This is a genomic window from Streptantibioticus silvisoli (assembly GCF_027947535.2).
Taxonomy (GTDB): Bacteria; Actinomycetota; Actinomycetes; order Streptomycetales; family Streptomycetaceae; genus Streptantibioticus_C; species Streptantibioticus_C silvisoli.
Map to the genome: position 1 here is coordinate 29,683 of NZ_JAAGKO020000049.1, position 15,612 is coordinate 45,294.

Annotated in this window: 13 protein-coding genes and 1 pseudogene; 2 read left to right on the top strand and 12 right to left on the bottom strand. The window is 74.9% G+C overall.

The annotated features are described in order from the left end of the window. Positions 1-176 precede the first annotated feature (176 nt). A complete protein-coding gene (locus POF43_RS26930; RefSeq protein ID WP_303658402.1) occupies positions 177-449 on the top strand; it encodes a hypothetical protein in 273 nt (90 codons plus the stop codon). Between the two features lie 33 nt (positions 450-482). Here the strand turns inward: POF43_RS26930 and der are convergent, their stop codons facing one another. The 4 genes from der to POF43_RS26950 all read right to left on the bottom strand — a co-directional run bounded on the left by der (position 483) and on the right by POF43_RS26950 (position 4,641). Beyond that, positions 483-1,940: a ribosome biogenesis GTPase Der gene (gene der, locus POF43_RS26935; protein ID WP_271316638.1), complete on the bottom strand. Its 1,458-nt coding sequence runs from the start codon at positions 1,938-1,940 to the stop codon at positions 483-485. A 53-nt stretch (positions 1,941-1,993) separates the two neighbouring features. After that, positions 1,994-2,665, bottom strand: a complete 672-nt coding sequence (locus POF43_RS26940) for a lysophospholipid acyltransferase family protein (protein WP_271316637.1) — start codon at positions 2,663-2,665, stop codon at positions 1,994-1,996. Beyond that, positions 2,662-3,378, bottom strand: coding sequence for a (d)CMP kinase (gene cmk / locus POF43_RS26945; RefSeq protein WP_271316636.1), 717 nt, complete (start codon positions 3,376-3,378; stop codon positions 2,662-2,664). Before cmk ends, POF43_RS26940 begins: the two co-directional genes overlap by 4 nt. 168 nt (positions 3,379-3,546) lie before the next feature. Further along, positions 3,547-4,641 carry a prephenate dehydrogenase gene (locus POF43_RS26950; protein ID WP_271323132.1) on the bottom strand — a complete coding sequence of 365 codons (1,095 nt, stop codon included), beginning with the start codon at positions 4,639-4,641 and terminating at the stop codon, positions 3,547-3,549. Between the two features lie 228 nt (positions 4,642-4,869). Here POF43_RS26950 and POF43_RS26955 point away from each other — a divergent pair, with 228 nt between their 5' ends. After that, a complete protein-coding gene (locus POF43_RS26955; RefSeq protein WP_271317437.1) occupies positions 4,870-5,232 on the top strand; it encodes a DUF952 domain-containing protein in 363 nt (120 codons plus the stop codon). On the opposite strand, the gene POF43_RS26960 is transcribed toward POF43_RS26955, so the two are convergent. From POF43_RS26960 to POF43_RS26995, 8 genes and pseudogenes are all read right to left on the bottom strand, one after another. Then, complete coding sequence (locus POF43_RS26960; RefSeq protein ID WP_271317438.1) at positions 5,216-6,316, bottom strand: ADP-ribosylglycohydrolase family protein; 1,101 nt, start codon at positions 6,314-6,316, stop codon at positions 5,216-5,218. The two genes, POF43_RS26955 and POF43_RS26960, sit on opposite strands and share 17 nt — an antisense overlap. A gap of 55 nt (positions 6,317-6,371) precedes the next feature. Then, positions 6,372-7,409 carry a pseudouridine synthase gene (locus POF43_RS26965; protein WP_271317439.1) on the bottom strand — a complete coding sequence of 346 codons (1,038 nt, stop codon included), beginning with the start codon at positions 7,407-7,409 and terminating at the stop codon, positions 6,372-6,374. Continuing rightward, the gene (scpB, locus tag POF43_RS26970; protein WP_271317440.1) at positions 7,409-7,981 is read right to left on the bottom strand and encodes an SMC-Scp complex subunit ScpB; all 573 of its coding nucleotides are present in this window, start codon (positions 7,979-7,981) and stop codon (positions 7,409-7,411) included. The genes POF43_RS26965 and scpB overlap by 1 nt, the downstream gene beginning before the upstream one ends. Positions 7,982-8,234: 253 nt before the next feature. Further along, positions 8,235-9,419 carry a segregation and condensation protein A gene (locus tag POF43_RS26975; protein ID WP_372516134.1) on the bottom strand — a complete coding sequence of 395 codons (1,185 nt, stop codon included), beginning with the start codon at positions 9,417-9,419 and terminating at the stop codon, positions 8,235-8,237. Positions 9,420-9,657: 238 nt separating this feature from the next. After that, positions 9,658-10,251 (bottom strand): hypothetical protein, encoded by a 594-nt coding sequence (locus tag POF43_RS26980; protein WP_271315877.1) that lies wholly within the window; start codon positions 10,249-10,251, stop codon positions 9,658-9,660. Beyond that, a pseudogene (locus POF43_RS26985) lies at positions 10,248-11,192 on the bottom strand (ParA family protein); the annotation flags it as partial. The pseudogene POF43_RS26985 and the gene POF43_RS26980, both read right to left, overlap by 4 nt. A gap of 506 nt (positions 11,193-11,698) precedes the next feature. Further along, positions 11,699-12,814 (bottom strand): alanine dehydrogenase, encoded by a 1,116-nt coding sequence (ald, locus tag POF43_RS26990; RefSeq protein ID WP_271315879.1) that lies wholly within the window; start codon positions 12,812-12,814, stop codon positions 11,699-11,701. Positions 12,815-13,040: 226 nt separating this feature from the next. Next, entirely contained in the window at positions 13,041-15,569 is a 2,529-nt protein-coding gene (locus tag POF43_RS26995) for a tetratricopeptide repeat protein (protein WP_308217770.1), read from the bottom strand. Between the last annotated feature and the right edge of the window lie 43 nt (positions 15,570-15,612).

The following is a 15,612-nucleotide window of genomic DNA, read 5'->3' on the forward strand; positions in this document are numbered from 1 at the left end:
CTCCTGACGCCGTCCAGGGCGTTCTCGGCGGCGCCGGGGCTGTCGGGGCCGGACGGGCGAGGGAATCGTCATTTCGCCCCTTTGGCCCGCATCCTGGCGGTCGTGGCGATCGTTGGCGTCATGTGCACACCTACGACGCCTTCGCGCGACCCCCCTACCCCTCGCCGATCCCGCCGATGCGCGCGCCGCATGACGCCGTCGCGGGTTCGGGGACGCCGATCTACGACGCGTTGTACTCCGAGTGGCGCAGACTCTTCCGGGCCCTGCCGTACGACCGCACCGGCGAGGAGAACTTCGAGGTGCACGCGCTGTTCCGCGGCTGGCTGCCGGCCTGCGACCACCGGTCGGCCCCGGTGCCGCACGGCAACGGCCGGCACCGCGAGCAGGGGCCCGCGGCGCTGCCGCCGGGACCGTCGGCCGCGCACACCAATCGCATGCGCGGCCTCTAGGCGAGCCGGTGGACGCCGTGACCGGCGCGGACGTTACTTCTTGCGTCCGCGCTTCTCGCGTACCCGGACCGAGACCTGGATCGGCGTGCCCGCGAAGCCGAACTCCTCGCGCAGCCGGCGTTCGATGAACCGCCGGTAGCCGGCCTCCAGGAAGCCGGAGGCGAAGAGCACGAAGCGCGGCGGGCGGACGCCGGCCTGGGTGCCGAACAGGATGCGCGGCTGCTTGCCGCCGCGGACCGGGTGCGGGTGGGCGGCGACCAGCTCGCCGAGGAAGGCGTTCAGCCGCCCGGTGGACACCCGGGTCTCCCAGCCGGCCAGCGCGGTCTCGATCGCCGGGACCAGCTTCTCCATGTGCCGCCCGGTGCCCGCCGAGACGTTCACCCGGGGCGCCCACTGCACCTGGACGAGGTCCTGCTCGATCTCCCGCTCCAGGTAGTAGCGGCGTTCCTCGTCGACCTTGTCCCACTTGTTGTACGCGATGACGCAGGCACGGCCGGCGTCGACGGCCATCGAGATGATCCGCAGGTCCTGCACCGAGATGCTGTCGCTGGCGTCGATCAGGATGACCGCGACCTCGGCCTTCTCCAGGGCGGCGGCGGTGCGCAGGCTCGCGTAGTAGTCGGCGCCCTCCTGGAGGTGGACGCGGCGCCGGATGCCGGCGGTGTCCACGAACTTCCAGGTCTTGCCGCCGAGCTGGATCAGCTCGTCGACCGGGTCGCGGGTGGTGCCGGCCTGCTCGTTGACCACGACGCGGTCCTCGCCGGCCACCTTGTTCAGCATGGAGGACTTGCCGACGTTGGGGCGGCCGATGAGCGCGATCCGGCGCGGACCGCCGAGGACCTCGCCGAACGTCAGCTTGGGCGCCTCCGGCAGCGCCTCGATGATGGCGTCGAGCAGGTCGCCGGTGCCGCGGCCGTGCAGTGAGGAGACCGGGTGCGGTTCGCCCAGGCCCAGCGACCACAGCGTCGCCGCGTCGGCCTCGGCGCTGGGGCCGTCGACCTTGTTGGCGGCCAGCACGACCGGCTTCTTGGCCCGGCGCAGCAGCCGCACCACGGCCTCGTCGGTGTCGGTGGCGCCGACGGTGGAGTCGACGACGAAGACCACGGCGTCGGCGGCCTCGATGGCGAACTCGGCCTGGGCGGCGACGGAGGCGTCGATGCCCAGCACGTCCTGCTCCCAGCCGCCGGTGTCGACGATCTTGAAGCGGCGGCCGTTCCAGTTCGCCTCGTACGTCACGCGGTCCCGGGTGACCCCGGGCTTGTCCTCCACGACCGCCTCGCGGCGGCCGATGATCCGGTTGACGAGAGTCGACTTGCCGACGTTGGGGCGGCCGACGACCGCCAGCACCGGCAGCGGCCCGTGGGCGGCGTCGGCCAGCTCGTCGGCGACCTGCTCCGGGTCGAAGCCCTCCTCGGTCGCCAGCTCCATGAACTCGGCGTATTCGGCGTCGCCGAGCGCGCCGTGGTCGCCGTACTCGTTCTCGTGGTCCATGAAGTCTTCCTCGTCGTCCAGCAGTTCGGGGTGGGGCGGCGGGCCCCGGTGGTTCAGTGGCGCCCGGTGGCGCGGTGCGCGTACTCCAGGTGCCCGGTCAGCCGTTCCTGGAGCCGGACCGTCGCGGCGTCCAGCGCGGACCGGGTGCGGCGTCCGGTGCCGTCGCCGGGGTCGAACGGGTCGCCGAAGACGATGTCGATCCGGCCGCGCAGCGGGGGCAGCGGTGGTATGACCCGCCCGGTGCGGTCGCTGCCCAGCACCGCCACCGGGACCACGGGCGCGCCGGAGCGCAGGGCGAAGTACGCCAGCCCGGCCCGCATCTGGGCGAAGTTGCCGCCGCCGCGGGTGCCTTCGGGAAATATGCCGAGCACACCGCCGCGTTCCAGGACGCCGAGCGCCGAGGTCACCGCGTTGCGGTCGGCGGCGTTGCGGTCGACCGGCAGCTGCCCTATCGACCGCAGGAACGGGTCGAGCGGGCCGGCGAACGCCTCCCGCTTGACCAGGAAGTGCACCGGGCGCGGCGCGGTGCCCATGAGCACCGGGCCGTCGACGTTGTGCGCGTGGTTGCCGGCCAATATCACCGGGCCGGTCGGCGGGACGCGCCAGGCGCCGAGCACCCGGGGGCGCCACAGGCCGTTGATGAGCACGATGCCTATCCGGCGGCCGACGGCGGCGCCGCGCGGGCCGGGGGCCGGCGCGGTCGCCGGGGCCTGCGCCGGGCTCATCGCACGGCCCGCTTCTCCTCGATCAGGGTGACGACGCACTCGATGACCTGGTCGAGGGACAGGCCGGTGGTGTCGACCTCGACCGCGTCGTCCGCCTTGATCAGCGGGGAGGTCTTGCGGCCGGAGTCGGCGGCGTCGCGGCGCACCAGCGCCTCCTGGGTCGCGGCCATCGACTGGCCGCCCTTCAGCTCACCGTTGCGGCGGGCGGCGCGGGCCTCGGCGGAGGCGGTGAGGAAGATCTTCAGCGTGGCGTCCGGCAGCACGGTGGTGCCGATGTCGCGGCCCTCGACGACGATGCCCTGCGCGGCGTGGGCGGCGGCGCAGCGCTGGGCGTCCACCAGCCGCCTGCGTACCTCGGGCACGGCGCTGACCGCGCTGACGGCGGCGGTGACCTCGGGGGTGCGGATCGGGGCGGAGGCGTCAGCGCCGTCGACCGTGATGGTCGGCGCCTTCGGGTCGGTGCCGGAGATGATGACCGGTTTGGTGGCGGCCAGCGCGATCTCGTCCGGGTCCTCGACGTCTATCCCGTTCGACAGCATCCACCAGGTGATGGCGCGGTACTGCGCGCCGGTGTCGAGATAGCTGAGGCCGAGCTCCGCCGCGACCGCCTTCGACGTGCTCGACTTGCCCGTACCGGAGGGGCCGTCGATGGCGACGATGACCGGAGATTCCACTGTGCGGGGCCTTCCTCGGGCGCGGTACGGGGCGTTCATGCGGATGGCGCCCGCGGTGGGCGCCGTCGGGAGCCGGGCCGGCGGAGCCGGGAGCCCTCACTTGCTAGGTTACCGGCCTTCGGCGCCACCGCCTTACCACGGACGGCCCACCCCGCCCCCTGCCCCGGCCGCCGGATCACCGCCGGATCGCACCGGACCACTGCCGGATCACTGCCGGATGGACCAACCGCGCTCGCGCAGCGCGACGCCGAGGACGGGGGCGCTGCGCGGCTCGACCATGAGCTGGGCCAGGCCGGCCTGCTGGCCGGTGGAGTGCTCGATGCGGACGTCCTCGATGTTGACCCGGGCGGCGTGGGCGTCGGCGAAGAGCCGGGCCAGCTCGCCGGGCTGGTCGCCGATGAGGACGGCGACGACCTCGTAGGCGGCGGGGGCGGTGCCGTGCTTGCCGGGGACCCGGACCCGGCCGGCGTTGCCGCGGCGCAGGACGTCCTCGATGCCGGCGCCGCCCTCCTGGCGCTTGCCGTCGTCGGCGGACTCCATGGCGCGCAGGGCGCGGACGGTCTCGTCGAGGTCGGCGGCGACGGCGGACAGCACGTCGGCGACCGGGCCGGGGTTGGCGGACAGGATGTCCATCCACATGCCGGGGTCGGAGGCGGCGATCCGGGTGACGTCGCGAATGCCCTGGCCGCACAGCCGCACGGCCGACTCCTCGGCGTGCTGGAGGCGGGCGGCGACCAGGCTGGACAGCAGCTGCGGGGTGTGCGAGACCAGGGCGACCGCGCGGTCGTGCGCCTCGGCGTCCATGACGACCGGGACGGCCCGGCACAGCGCGACGAGTTCCAGGGCGAGGTTGAGCACCTCGGTGTCGGTCTGCGCGGTGGGGGTCAGCACCCAGGGCCGGCCCTCGAACAGCTCGGCGGTGGCCGCCAGCGGCCCGGACCGCTCCCGGCCGGCCATCGGGTGGGTGCCGATGTACTGGGTGAGGTCGAAGCCGAGGCCGGCCAGGTCACGGCCGGGGCCGCCCTTGACGCTGGCGACGTCGAGGTAGCCGCGGGCCAGCCCGGCGGACTGCGCCTCGGCCAGGGTGCGGGCGACGTGCGCGGGCGGTACCGCGACGACGGCCAGGTCGACCCGGCCCGGCGGCTCGTCGACGACGCCGGCGCCGAGCGCGGCCGCGGTGCGGGCGGCGTCCGGGTCCTGGTCGCGCAGGTGGACGGTGACCCCGCGGGCGGTCAGCGCCAGGGCGGCCGAGGTCCCGATCAGTCCGGTGCCGATGACGGCGGCGGTACGCATGACGGTCATCCTCCCGCACCGCCGGGCCGCCGCGCGCGACGGGCCGCATGCCGGACGGGCCGCCCGCGCGGGTCCGCCGGCCCGGTCGTCCGGCCGGGGGCGGGCCGCGCCGACGGGCGCGTCCGGCCGCGGCGCCGAACACCGCCCGGCCGCCCGCCCGTTCGCGACGACGGAACCCGCCACGGCGGAACGCGGAACACCGGGCGCGACCGGCCCCGGAAGGGGTAGAACGTCGGCATGATTTTCCACGTGGTTCCGCTCGACGACTGGCTGCGCAACCCGGACCGGCCCTACGCGCCGCCGGGCCTGGCGGCGGACGGCTTCGTGCACTGCTCGCCGGACGAGGCGACGGCGCTCGCGGTGGCGGAGGCGTTCTACCGGCAGGCGGCCGGGCCGCTGATGGTGCTGCTGATCGACGAGCACGCCCTCGACTCCCCGGTGCGCTGGGAGGCGCCCGAGCCGGCGCCGCCGCCCGGCAGCGCCGCCGGCGTGCTGTTCCCGCACATCTACGGCCGGGTCAACCGCGCCGCGGTCGCCGGGATGCTGGAGGTGCGGCGGGATGCCGGCGGCCACCCGACCGGGCTCAGGGCCTGGTCGTAGCCGCCGCGTCCCACAGCGCGCCGAACGCCAGGAGTTCGTCACGGTGTTCGAGGCGCTCGATCCAGCCGGCGGGCCAGGCGCCGGCCCCGTGGCGGGCGCCGGCGAAGGCACCGGTGAGGCAGGCGAGGGAGTCGGAGTCGCCGGAGGTGCAGGCGGCGCGGCGCACGGCGGTGACCGGGTCGTCGGGGAAGAGCAGGAAGCACAGCAGGCCGGTGGCCAGCGCCTCCTCCGCGATCCAGCCGGCACCGGTGGCCAGGCAGGGGTCCGTCTCGCGGTCGCCGGCGGCGACGGCGGCGTCGAGGCGGTCGAGGGCGGCGAGGCAGTCGTCCCAGCCGCGGGCGATGTACGCGCCGGGGCCGGCGTCCCCGGCTTGCGCCCACAGGTCGCCGAGCCAGCGCTCGTGGTGCACGCCGCGCTGCTGGTGGGCGTAGTGCCGCAGGGCGGCGGGCAGGGCCGCCGGGCTGGTGCCCTCGTTGAGCAGCCGCACCGCGCGGGCGGTCAGGTCGGAGGCGGCGAGGCCGGTGGGGTGGCCGTGGGTGAGGCCGGACTGGAGCTGGGCGAGGCCGGCGCGCTGCTCACCGGTGAGGCCGGGCACCAGGCCGACGGGCGCGACGCGCATGTTGGCGCCGCAGCCCTTGGAACCGGTGATCGACGCCCGCTGCCAGGGCAGCCCGGCGTCCGCGCGCAGGGTGCGGCAGGCGGTGAGGCAGGTGTTGCCGGGGGCGCGGTTGTTGTCGGGGGACTCGAACCAGGCGATGAACTGCTCGCGCAGCAGCCGGGCGGTCTCGCGCGGCAGGACGTCCCCGCGCCCGGTGCCCCGGGCGTCCCGGGGGTTCTCGGCACCCTGGGTGTTGTCGGCGTCCAGGGTGTCGGCGTCCTGGGCGATCTGGGCCGCCGACCGGTGCAGCGCCCGCGCGACGGCCAGCGTCATCTGCGTGTCGTCGGTGATGAACGCCGGGGCCGGCAGGTCCATCTCCCGCCACGGCCCGCACTTGGCCAGGATGCCCCTGATGTCGTTGAACTCGGTCGGAAAGCCCATCGCGTCGCCGATGGCCAGTCCGAGCATCGCCCCCGTTGCGGTCATGTCGTCAGGTTATCGACAACGCGCGCGGGCTCACGGGGGCGATCGGGGGACGGTGTTACAGGCCGACTTCCTGAAGGAGCATGCCGACCTCGGTGTTGGTCAGGCGGCGCAGCCAGCCGGACTTCTGGTCGCCGAGGGGGATCGGGCCGAAGCGGGTGCGCACCAGCTTCTCGACCGGGAAGCCGGCCTCGGCGAGCATCCGGCGCACGATGTGCTTGCGGCCCTCGTGCAGCGAGACCTCGACCAGGTAGTTCTTGCCGACGTTCTCCACGACGCGGAAGTGGTCGGCGCGTGCCCAGCCGTCCTCCAGCTCGATGCCGTCCTTGAGCCGCTTGCCCAGGTCGCGCGGGATCGGGCCCTGGATGGCGGCGACGTAGGTCTTGATCACGCCGTACCGGGGGTGGGTCAGGCGGTGCGAGAGCTCACCGTGGTTGGTGAGCAGGATGATGCCCTCGGTCTCGGTGTCGAGCCGGCCGACGTGGAACAGCCTGCTCTCCCGGTTGTTGACGTAGTCGCCGAGGCACTGGCGGCCGTCGGGGTCCTCCATGGTGGCGACCACGCCGGCCGGCTTGTTCAGCGCAAAGAACAGGTGGGCCTGGGTGGCGACGGTCAGCCCGTCCACCTTGACCTCGTCCTTGTGCACGTCGACGCGCAGGCCCTGCTCGGCGACGATCTTGCCGTTGACCTCCACGCGGCGCTGCTCGATCAGCTCCTCGCAGGCGCGGCGCGAGCCCATGCCGGCCCGGGCCAGCACCTTCTGGAGCCGCTCGCCCTCCTGCTCGGCGCCGGGGAAGGTCTTGGGCAGGTCGGCCTTCGGCCGGTCGTGCCGGGCCCGGTTGCGCTCCTCGATCTGCGCCTCCAGCTCACGCGGCCGGGCCGGCTTGCCCCGGTTCGCCTTCGCCGTTCCCTTCGCGGGGCCGGCGGGCCGGCGGGCCGGGCCCTTGCGGGGCTTGTCCTCACCGGGGGTGCCGCCCACGTCGTAGCGGCGTTCCTCGGGACGGGGGCGCCCGGCGCGCTTCGCCTTGTCGTCGCGCTGGCCCCCGCCCGCGCCACGGTTGTTCCGGTTTCCGCTGTTACCGCTACTGCTTCGCATCAGGTTTCCGTAGTCGAGTCCGGGTCGAACGACGGAACGCCCTCCAGGGAGTCCGCCTCGACGGCGTCCGCCTCCGGGAGGAACGGTGCCAGTTCGGGCAACTCGTCCAGGCCGCGCAGGCCCATCCGCTCCAGGAAATAGTTCGTCGTCCGGTACAGGATCGCACCTGTACCGTCCTCGGTCCCACTTTCCTCCACCAGACCCCGCTGGAGCAGGGTCCGCATGACCCCGTCGCAGTTGACCCCGCGCACCGCGGAGACCCGCGAACGGCTGACCGGCTGGCGGTAGGCGACCACCGCCAGCGTCTCCAGCGCGGCCTGCGTCAGCCGGGCCTGCTGGCCGTCGAGCACGAAGCGTTCGACGGCCGGCGCGTAGGCGGGGCGGGTGTAGAACCGCCAGCCGCCAGCCACCAGCCGCAGGTCGAAACCGCGGCGCTGCCGGGCGTACTCGTCGGCCAGCTCCCGCAGGGCGTCGGCGATCTGGCGCCGGGGGCGTTCCAGCAGCCGCGCGAGGTGCTCCTCGGTGGCCGGCTCGTCGACGACCATCAGGACCGCCTCCAGAGCCGGCCCCAGCGCGAGCCCGGCGACGTCCGGCGGGGCGGGGTCTTCGGCGGGGGCGTCTTCGACGGAGGCGGGGCCTTCGGCGGAGGCGGGGTCGGCGACGGAGGCGTCTTCTGCGGAGGCGGGGTCGGCGGCGGAGGCGGGGTCGGCGGCGGAGGCGTCCTCACCGGTGAGGTCCCGTGGCGCGGCGGCGTCCTCGGCGGTGGCGGCCCGTGACGCCGCGGTGTCCCCGGTGCCGGCCGGGGCGTGCTGCGGGGGCCGCGGGTCAACGGTCATGGTCGCTGTCCTTCCTGCGGGTGACTGCGGGGGCCGGCGCCGGGGCGGCGGTCTCCGGGTCGAACTCGTCGGTCACCGACGGTGCCGGGTCGTCCCCGGTGCCGCCGGTCCAGCGCACCAGCAGGACGCCGAGGGCCTCCTCCTGGTCGAGGGCCACCGCCTTCTCGCGGTACAGCTCCAGCAGCGCCAGGAACCGGGCGACGACGGTGAGGGTGTCGGTGGCGCCGGCGCTCAGCGTGGCGAAGTCGGCGGTGCCCAGGTCGCGCAGCAGGGCGACGACGACCCGGGCCTGCTCGCGGACGCTGACCAGCGGGGCGTGGATGTGGTCGACGTAGACCTGCGGGCGGGGCTTGGGCTGCATGGCCTTCACCGCGAGCCTGGCGAAGTTCTCCGGCCCGATGCTGATGACGACCTCGGGCAGCAGTTCGGCGTGGTGCGGTTCCAGGCCGACGGTGCGCGGGTGGTTCAGGGCCTCGGCGGCCAGCCGGTCGGCGAAGATCTCCGCGATCCGCTTGTACGCCCGGTACTGCAACAGCCGGGCGAAGAGCAGGTCACGCGCCTCCAGCAGCGCGAGGTCGTCCTCGTCCTCCACGTCGGCGACCGGCAGCAGCCGGGCCGCCTTCAGGTCCAGCAGCGTGGCCGCGATCACCAGGAACTCGGTCGCCTGGTCCAGGTCCCAGTCCGGCCCCATGGCGTGGATGTGCGCGATGAACTCGTCGGTGACCCGCGACAGCGACACCTCGGTGACGTCCATCTTGTGCCGCGAGATCAGCTGAAGCAGCAGGTCGAAGGGCCCCTCGAAGTTCTTCAGCCGAACGGTGAACCGCCCGTCGTCCACAACGGGATCGGCCGCCGGGCCGTCGCCGGGACGGGCCGCGGGGTCGGCCGGCGGCTCGGCCGCCGAACCGGGCGCGGGGCCGGGCGCGGTCGCGGGGCCGGTCGGCGCGCGCTCCTCGGCGGTCCGCTCGGGCGACCCGGCCGGCGCCGGAACGCCGACGGCCCGCCCGGCCGGCTCGACCCGCTGCTCCGGAACGACCCCGGCCACCGGTACGGCCTCAGCCACGTCCCCCGATGCGGCCGACGGCTCCAGCGCGGCCGACGGCTGCTCCGGAACGGCCCCGGCCACCGGTACGGCCTCAGCCACGTCCCCCGGCACGGCCGACGACTCCGGCACGGCCTCCTGCCCCGACTCCGGTGCGGCCGACGACTCCGCCTCCGGCTCCGCCTCGCGCTCCGGCTCCGAGGGCCGTGGAACCGGCGGCGGGGGGACCGGGGGAACCACCGGCGCCGACGGCGGGCCGAGTGCGCCGCGGCCCAGGGGGCGTCGGCGGGCTGGCGGGCGGTCGGCGGCGGTCATCTCGGGCACATTACCGCGTATCCCCGCAGGACGGCCGGGCCGGCCGCGCGACCGGTCAGCGCCCGCGCAGCCTCCGGACCAGGATGCTGGCGTCGCCGCGCGACTCCAGATCGGCGAGTACGACGGCCACCGCCTCGCGCACGATGCGTCCCCGGTCGACGGCCAGACCGTGTTCGCCGCGCAGCACCAGCCGCGCGTGTTCGAGGTCCATCAACTCCTCGGCGGAGACGTAGACGGTGATCTTCTCGTCGTGGCGTTCCCGGCCGCTGGGGCGGCGGTTGGGGGCCCGGCGTTCGCGGCGGCGCTGCTGGGCGGTGTGTTCCTGGCCGCGGCGCGGCGCGGGCGGGACGGCGGACTGCCCGTCGTCGCCCGCGGCGCGGGTGTGTTCGGCGGCGGTGTCGTCCGGCGCGGGGGCGCCGGGCGGCGGCGGTTCGTGGTCGGCGCGGGGCGCCGGGCGGTCGGCGCCGGCCGGTGCCGGGGCGCCGGGCAGCGGCTCCTGGCCGGACCGGGCGGCCTCGGTGGCGGGCCCGGGGACCTGCCGGGTCCGGTCGGCGGCCGGGTCCGCGCCGGAGTGCTGCCGGGGAGTGGACGACTGGAGGGCCATGCCCCCGGTGGTGCGGAACAGTTCGTCGGCCCCGGGCAGGCTCACTCGGCGTGGCACCGGGCGAGCACCTCCCTGGCGAGCTGGCGATAGGCGGCGGCGCCCACGGAGTTGGAGGCGTAGGTGGTGATCGGCTCGCCGGCCACCGTGGTCTCCGGGAAGCGGACGGTGCGTCCGATGACGGTGTGGTAGACGTGGTCGTCGAAGGCCTCGACCACCCGGGCCAGCACCTCGCGGCTGTGCACGGTGCGCGAGTCGTACATGGTGGCCAGGATGCCGTCGAGCTGGAGCTCGGAGTTGAGCCGCTCGCGGACCTTCTCGATGGTCTCGGTCAGCAGGGCGACACCGCGCAGCGCGAAGAACTCGCACTCCAGCGGAACGATCACCCGGTGCGCGGCGGTCAGCGCGTTGACGGTCAGCAGGCCGAGGGACGGCTGGCAGTCGATGATGATGTAGTCGTAGTCGGGCAGCAGCGGCTTCAGCGCGCGCTGAAGCGTCGACTCGCGCGCGACCTCGCTGACCAGCTGGACCTCGGCGGCAGACAAGTCGATATTGCTGGGCAGCAGGTCCATGCCCGGCACCGCGGTCTTCAGCAGCACCTCGTCGGCGGCCATCCCCCGCTCCATGAGCAGGTTGTAGACGGTGAGGTCCAGCTCCATGGGGTTGACGCCCAGGCCCACCGACAGGGCGCCCTGCGGGTCGAAGTCGACCAGCAGGACCCGGCGGCCGTACTCGGCCAGCGCCGCGCCCAGGTTGATGGTGGAGGTGGTCTTGCCGACGCCGCCCTTCTGGTTGCACATGGCGACGATCTGGGCCGGCCCGTGCTCGTTGAGCGGGCCGGGGATCGGGAAGTACGGCAGCGGGCGGCCGGTCGGGCCGACGCGTTCGCGGCGCTGGCGGGCCGCGTCCGGGGCGAGGGTGGCCGCGTACTCCGGATCGGGTTCGTACTCGGCGTCCGGGTCGTAGAACTGACCGTCCGGCAGCTCCTCGTCGTAGACCGACAGGGAGCGCACCTCGCCCGGGGCTCCGGCGCGGCGGGCCTCGAAGGTGCGGACCGCGACCGAGCCGACCGGCTCCAGCACGTCGGTTCCCGCCCGATGGACGGCCTCTCCTGGTTGAGCACCCCCGGGAGCAAATGTCGACTCATTCACAAGTCGTCTTACCTCCTTGGTGACCAGGAAATTTCTCGACAGGTCAGCGTGACACCTTGCCGACGCCTGGCGACTCTATGGCGTGTCGGCGGCCTTCAGCAACACAATCCGCCGGAGAGCGCCCGATGTGTCGGGAACCCAACACCCGTCTGTCAAGGGCGTACACACCGCGCACCCGGGGGTTCACCCGGTGCGATTTCGCGGGTGTGGTCATGTTCCGGCAGGTTGGCGGCAGTTGTGCCGCTTGACCGCCCGGTTCGCCCGCAGGCGTGAACACACCTTCGGCCGGACCCCGTGGAACAGGGCCCGGCCGATGGTGACTTGTTGACAAAGTGTTGACGCGATCAGCCGAGCAGCGTGCCCAGTTCGACGACCGGCAGACCGAGCGCCTCGCCGACCGAGGGGTAGACGACCTGTCCCTCGTGGGCGTTGAGCCCCTTGGCGAGCGCGGCGTCACGGCGCAGCGCCTCGCGCCAGCCGCGGTTGGCCAGTTCCACGATGTACGGCAGCGTGGCGTTGGTCAGCGCGTGGGTGGAGGTGTTGGGCACCGAGCCGGGCATGTTGGCGACGCAGTAGAAGACCGAGTCGTGCACGGTGAAGGTCGGCTCGGCGTGCGTGGTGGGGTGCGAGTCCTCGAAGCAGCCGCCCTGGTCGATGGCGATGTCGACCAGCACCGAGCCCGGCTTCATGCGCGAGACCAGCTCGTTGGTGACCAGCTTGGGGGCCTTGGCGCCGGGGATGAGCACCGCGCCGACCACCAGGTCGGCCTCCACGACCGCGCGCTCCAGCTCGAAGGCGTTGGAGACGACGGTGGAGACCTTGGTGCCGAAGACCTTGTCGGCCTCGCGCAGCTTGCTGATGTCCTTGTCGAGCAGCGTGACGTGGAAGCCCATGCCGACGGCGATCTGGGTGGCGTTCCAGCCGGAGACGCCGGCGCCGATGACGACGGCCTTGCCGGGGTTGACCCCGGGCACCCCGCCGGGCAGCACGCCGCGGCCGCCGGCCGCGCGCATCAGGTGGTACGCGCCGACCTGCGGGGCGAGCCGGCCGGCCACCTCCGACATCGGGGCGAGCAGCGGCAGCTGGCGGCCCGCGGTCTCGACGGTCTCGTAGGCGATCGCGGTGGTGCCGGAGGCCAGCAGCGCGTCGGTGCACTCCCGGGAGGCGGCCAGGTGGAGGTAGGTGAAGAGCGTCTGGCCCTTGCGCAGCCGGTGGTACTCCTCGGCGACCGGCTCCTTGACCTTCAGCAGCAGGTCGGCGGTGGCCCAGACCTCGTCGGCCGTCCGGAGGATCGCCGCGCCGGCCGCGGTGTACTCCGCGTCGGTGATCGACGAGCCGAGCCCGGCCTCCCGCTCCAGGAAGACCTGGTGGCCGTTGCGCACCAGCTCGTGCACGCCGGCCGGGGTGATGGCGACCCGGAACTCGTTGTTCTTGACCTCGCGGGGGATACCGACCTTCACGTGGATCACGGTCCTTGGGGATGGGAGGAGATAGACATCAGGACATTTCCGCGCATGACGGTAGACATCCGACTCGCCGCTCCATTGCGACTGACTGAAGTCTAATGAAGGAGGACGCCGTGTCCAGCCTTACAATGTGACTATTTTCTGTCGGACTATTGGCAGATTCGCAGGCCATGATCGGCGGGAGCCGTTCGCACCCGTCCCGCGGGCCGCGCCCGGCCCGTCATCCGGTGCCGCGACCGCCCGCCCCGCGCGCCGTCCCCCCGCGGGGCGCCCGCCCCTCCGGGGCCGCCGGACCGCGCGCCGGCCGCGATCCGTCCAGCAGCACCGCCGCCGCGTCCCGCTGCAACCGGGCGCCCGCCGGGTCGCCGAGCCGGTCGAGGGTGTCGGCCATCACCAGCAGCACCAGGCCCTCGACCCGGGCGTCGGCCGCCTGCCGGGCCCAGTGCAGCGCCTCGTGGCCGCCGCGCAGCGCCTCCTCCGGCCGGCCGGCCATCAACTGCGTGCGGGCCGCCTCGCCCAGCGCGGCCGCGTACCCGGCCGTGTCGCGCAGCCGGCGGTGCACGGCCGCCGCCGCCCGCCACTCCCGCAGCCCCGCGGTGAACCGGCGGTGATCGCGGTACAGCTCGCCCAGCCTGCCGTGCACGGCGGCCACCTCGGCCAGCTCGCCGCGGGTCTGGCGCAGCGCGAGCGCCCGGCCGAACCAGTCGGCGGACCGCTCCGGGTCGCCGAGCCGCAGGTAGGCGCCACCCAGCGCCTCCAGCGCCCGGCCGGTCGTCGTCGGATCGTCGGCAGTACGGGCGGCGTCCAGCGCGGTCCGGTACCGGCCGACCGCCTCCTTGACCCGGTCCGCCGCCATGTCGAGGTCGGCCAGGTTGATCAGCGCGGCGGCCCGGTCGCGCGGCAGCCCCCGGCGTTCGGCGATCCGCAGCAGCAGGCTGTGCAACGTGTACATGGCCGGCCCGGTCTCCTGCGCCGTGCCGTCGTCGTAGGCGTCCAGCGCGCGGACCAGCGCGGTGATCAACCGCCGTGCCAGCGTGTCGAGTTCACCGTCGTCCGCCGCGATGGCCGCCGCGTCGAGCAACTGCGGGCGGCGGGCGGCCAGCCAGACCTCGGCGTCGTGCCGGGAGGCGAACCGCACCGCGCGCGGCAGGTCCTCCGCCCGGCGCGCGCCCTCCTCCTCGTCGCCGGCCATCGCCCGGCAGGACTGCACCAGCCGCACGGTGCGTTCCAGCATCCGCGCCCGGGCCAGCCGCACCTCCTCGGGCCGCTCCCCGGTCCGCACCAGCGACGCCAGGTGCGGCGCCAGCCACCCCGGCAGCCGGTAACCGTCGACGTCCGGGCGGACCAGGCCGTGCGCGGCGAGGTCGAACAGCGTCTCGCGGGCCACCTCGGGCGTCGTGCCGGCCAGCGCGGACGCCACGTGCGCGTCGGCCAGCCCGCCGGGGGCCAGCGCCAGCAGCCGCAGCATCCGCGCGGTGGCCGCCGGGAAGGTGCCGTAGACCAAGTGGAACGCCCGCATCGCCGGACCGGACGGCGGCTCGGCGGGCGCGGGCGCCGGCACCGCGGACGGCATCCACCGCACCCCTCCCCCGGGCGCGTCGCCGGTCAGCGGCACACTCGCACGCGGTACGCCGAGCACCGGGTGCCCCCGCGCGGCGGACTGCCCGCCGGGCGCGGCGGGGGACGGCACCGCGGAGGCCGGCCCGGCGGCGCAAGCGGAGGAACCGGGAGGAGCCGCATCTGCCGGTACGTGCGGCGCCGGGACGCCGGACTGCCCGGCGGCGGAACCCCCGGCCGCGGCGGGCACCGGATACGGGCCGTCGAACGGGGAGGCCGCGGGATACGAACCCCCGGCGCAGGCGTGACGCGTGCCCGCCGCACTCGCCGCGGAGCCACCGGCGCCCGCGGCGTGGTGGCCGTGCGGGCCCGCCGCCCCCGGCCCCGCGGCGTGCGGGCCGGCCGGCGACGGGTGCGCGGCGTGCGGCGGCGGCCCGGACAGCTCCCGCAGCGCGCGGACCGCGTCGGTGACCGCCTTGCCGGGGCGGGCCGCGAGCCAGCCGCCGACCATGCGCAACGCCGCCGGGTTGCCCGCGCAGGTCTCGGTCAGCGTGCGGGCGGCGGTGGGGTCGACGGTGACCCGGATCTCGCCGATGACCGCGGACAGCAGGTCGACGCCCGCCTCCGGTTCCAGGCCGCCGAGCGTGCAGGGCCGCACGTCGGGGACACCGGACAGCGGTCCGGCGGCGGTGGCGACCACCAGGCAGCCGGGGCCGGCCGGCAGCAGCGGCAGGACCTGGTCGGCCCCGGTCGCGTCGTCCAGCAGCAGCACCGCGCGGCGGCCGGTCAGCGCGGCGCGCAGGGCGGCGGCCGGGTCCTCGCGGTACGCCCCGGACGCGGGGAGCAGGCCCGGTGCGGCGGCGAGCAGGACGGCGGCGGCCCGGTCGGACGGCACCGGTTCGCCGTGGTGATCGGTGAGCCGCGCGTACAGCACACCGTCCGGGTAGCGGCCGGCCAGCGAGCGGACCAGCCGGGCGGCCAGCGCGGTGCGACCGGAACCGGGCCGGCCGGCCACCAGCAGCACCCGGCAGGTGGCGGCGGGCCGGCCACCGAGCGCGTCGAGCCCGGGACGGTCGATGTCGGCGCGCAGTTCGGCCAGTTCACGGCGTCGTCCGGCGAAGTACGGCGGACCGGCCGGCAACTGCGCGCGCCGCTCCGCCGGCCCGGCGCCATCCGCCACCTGATCCGGCACGCGCCCACTCCCGTCTGCGTCCGGGCGGCCACCGGCCACCCGC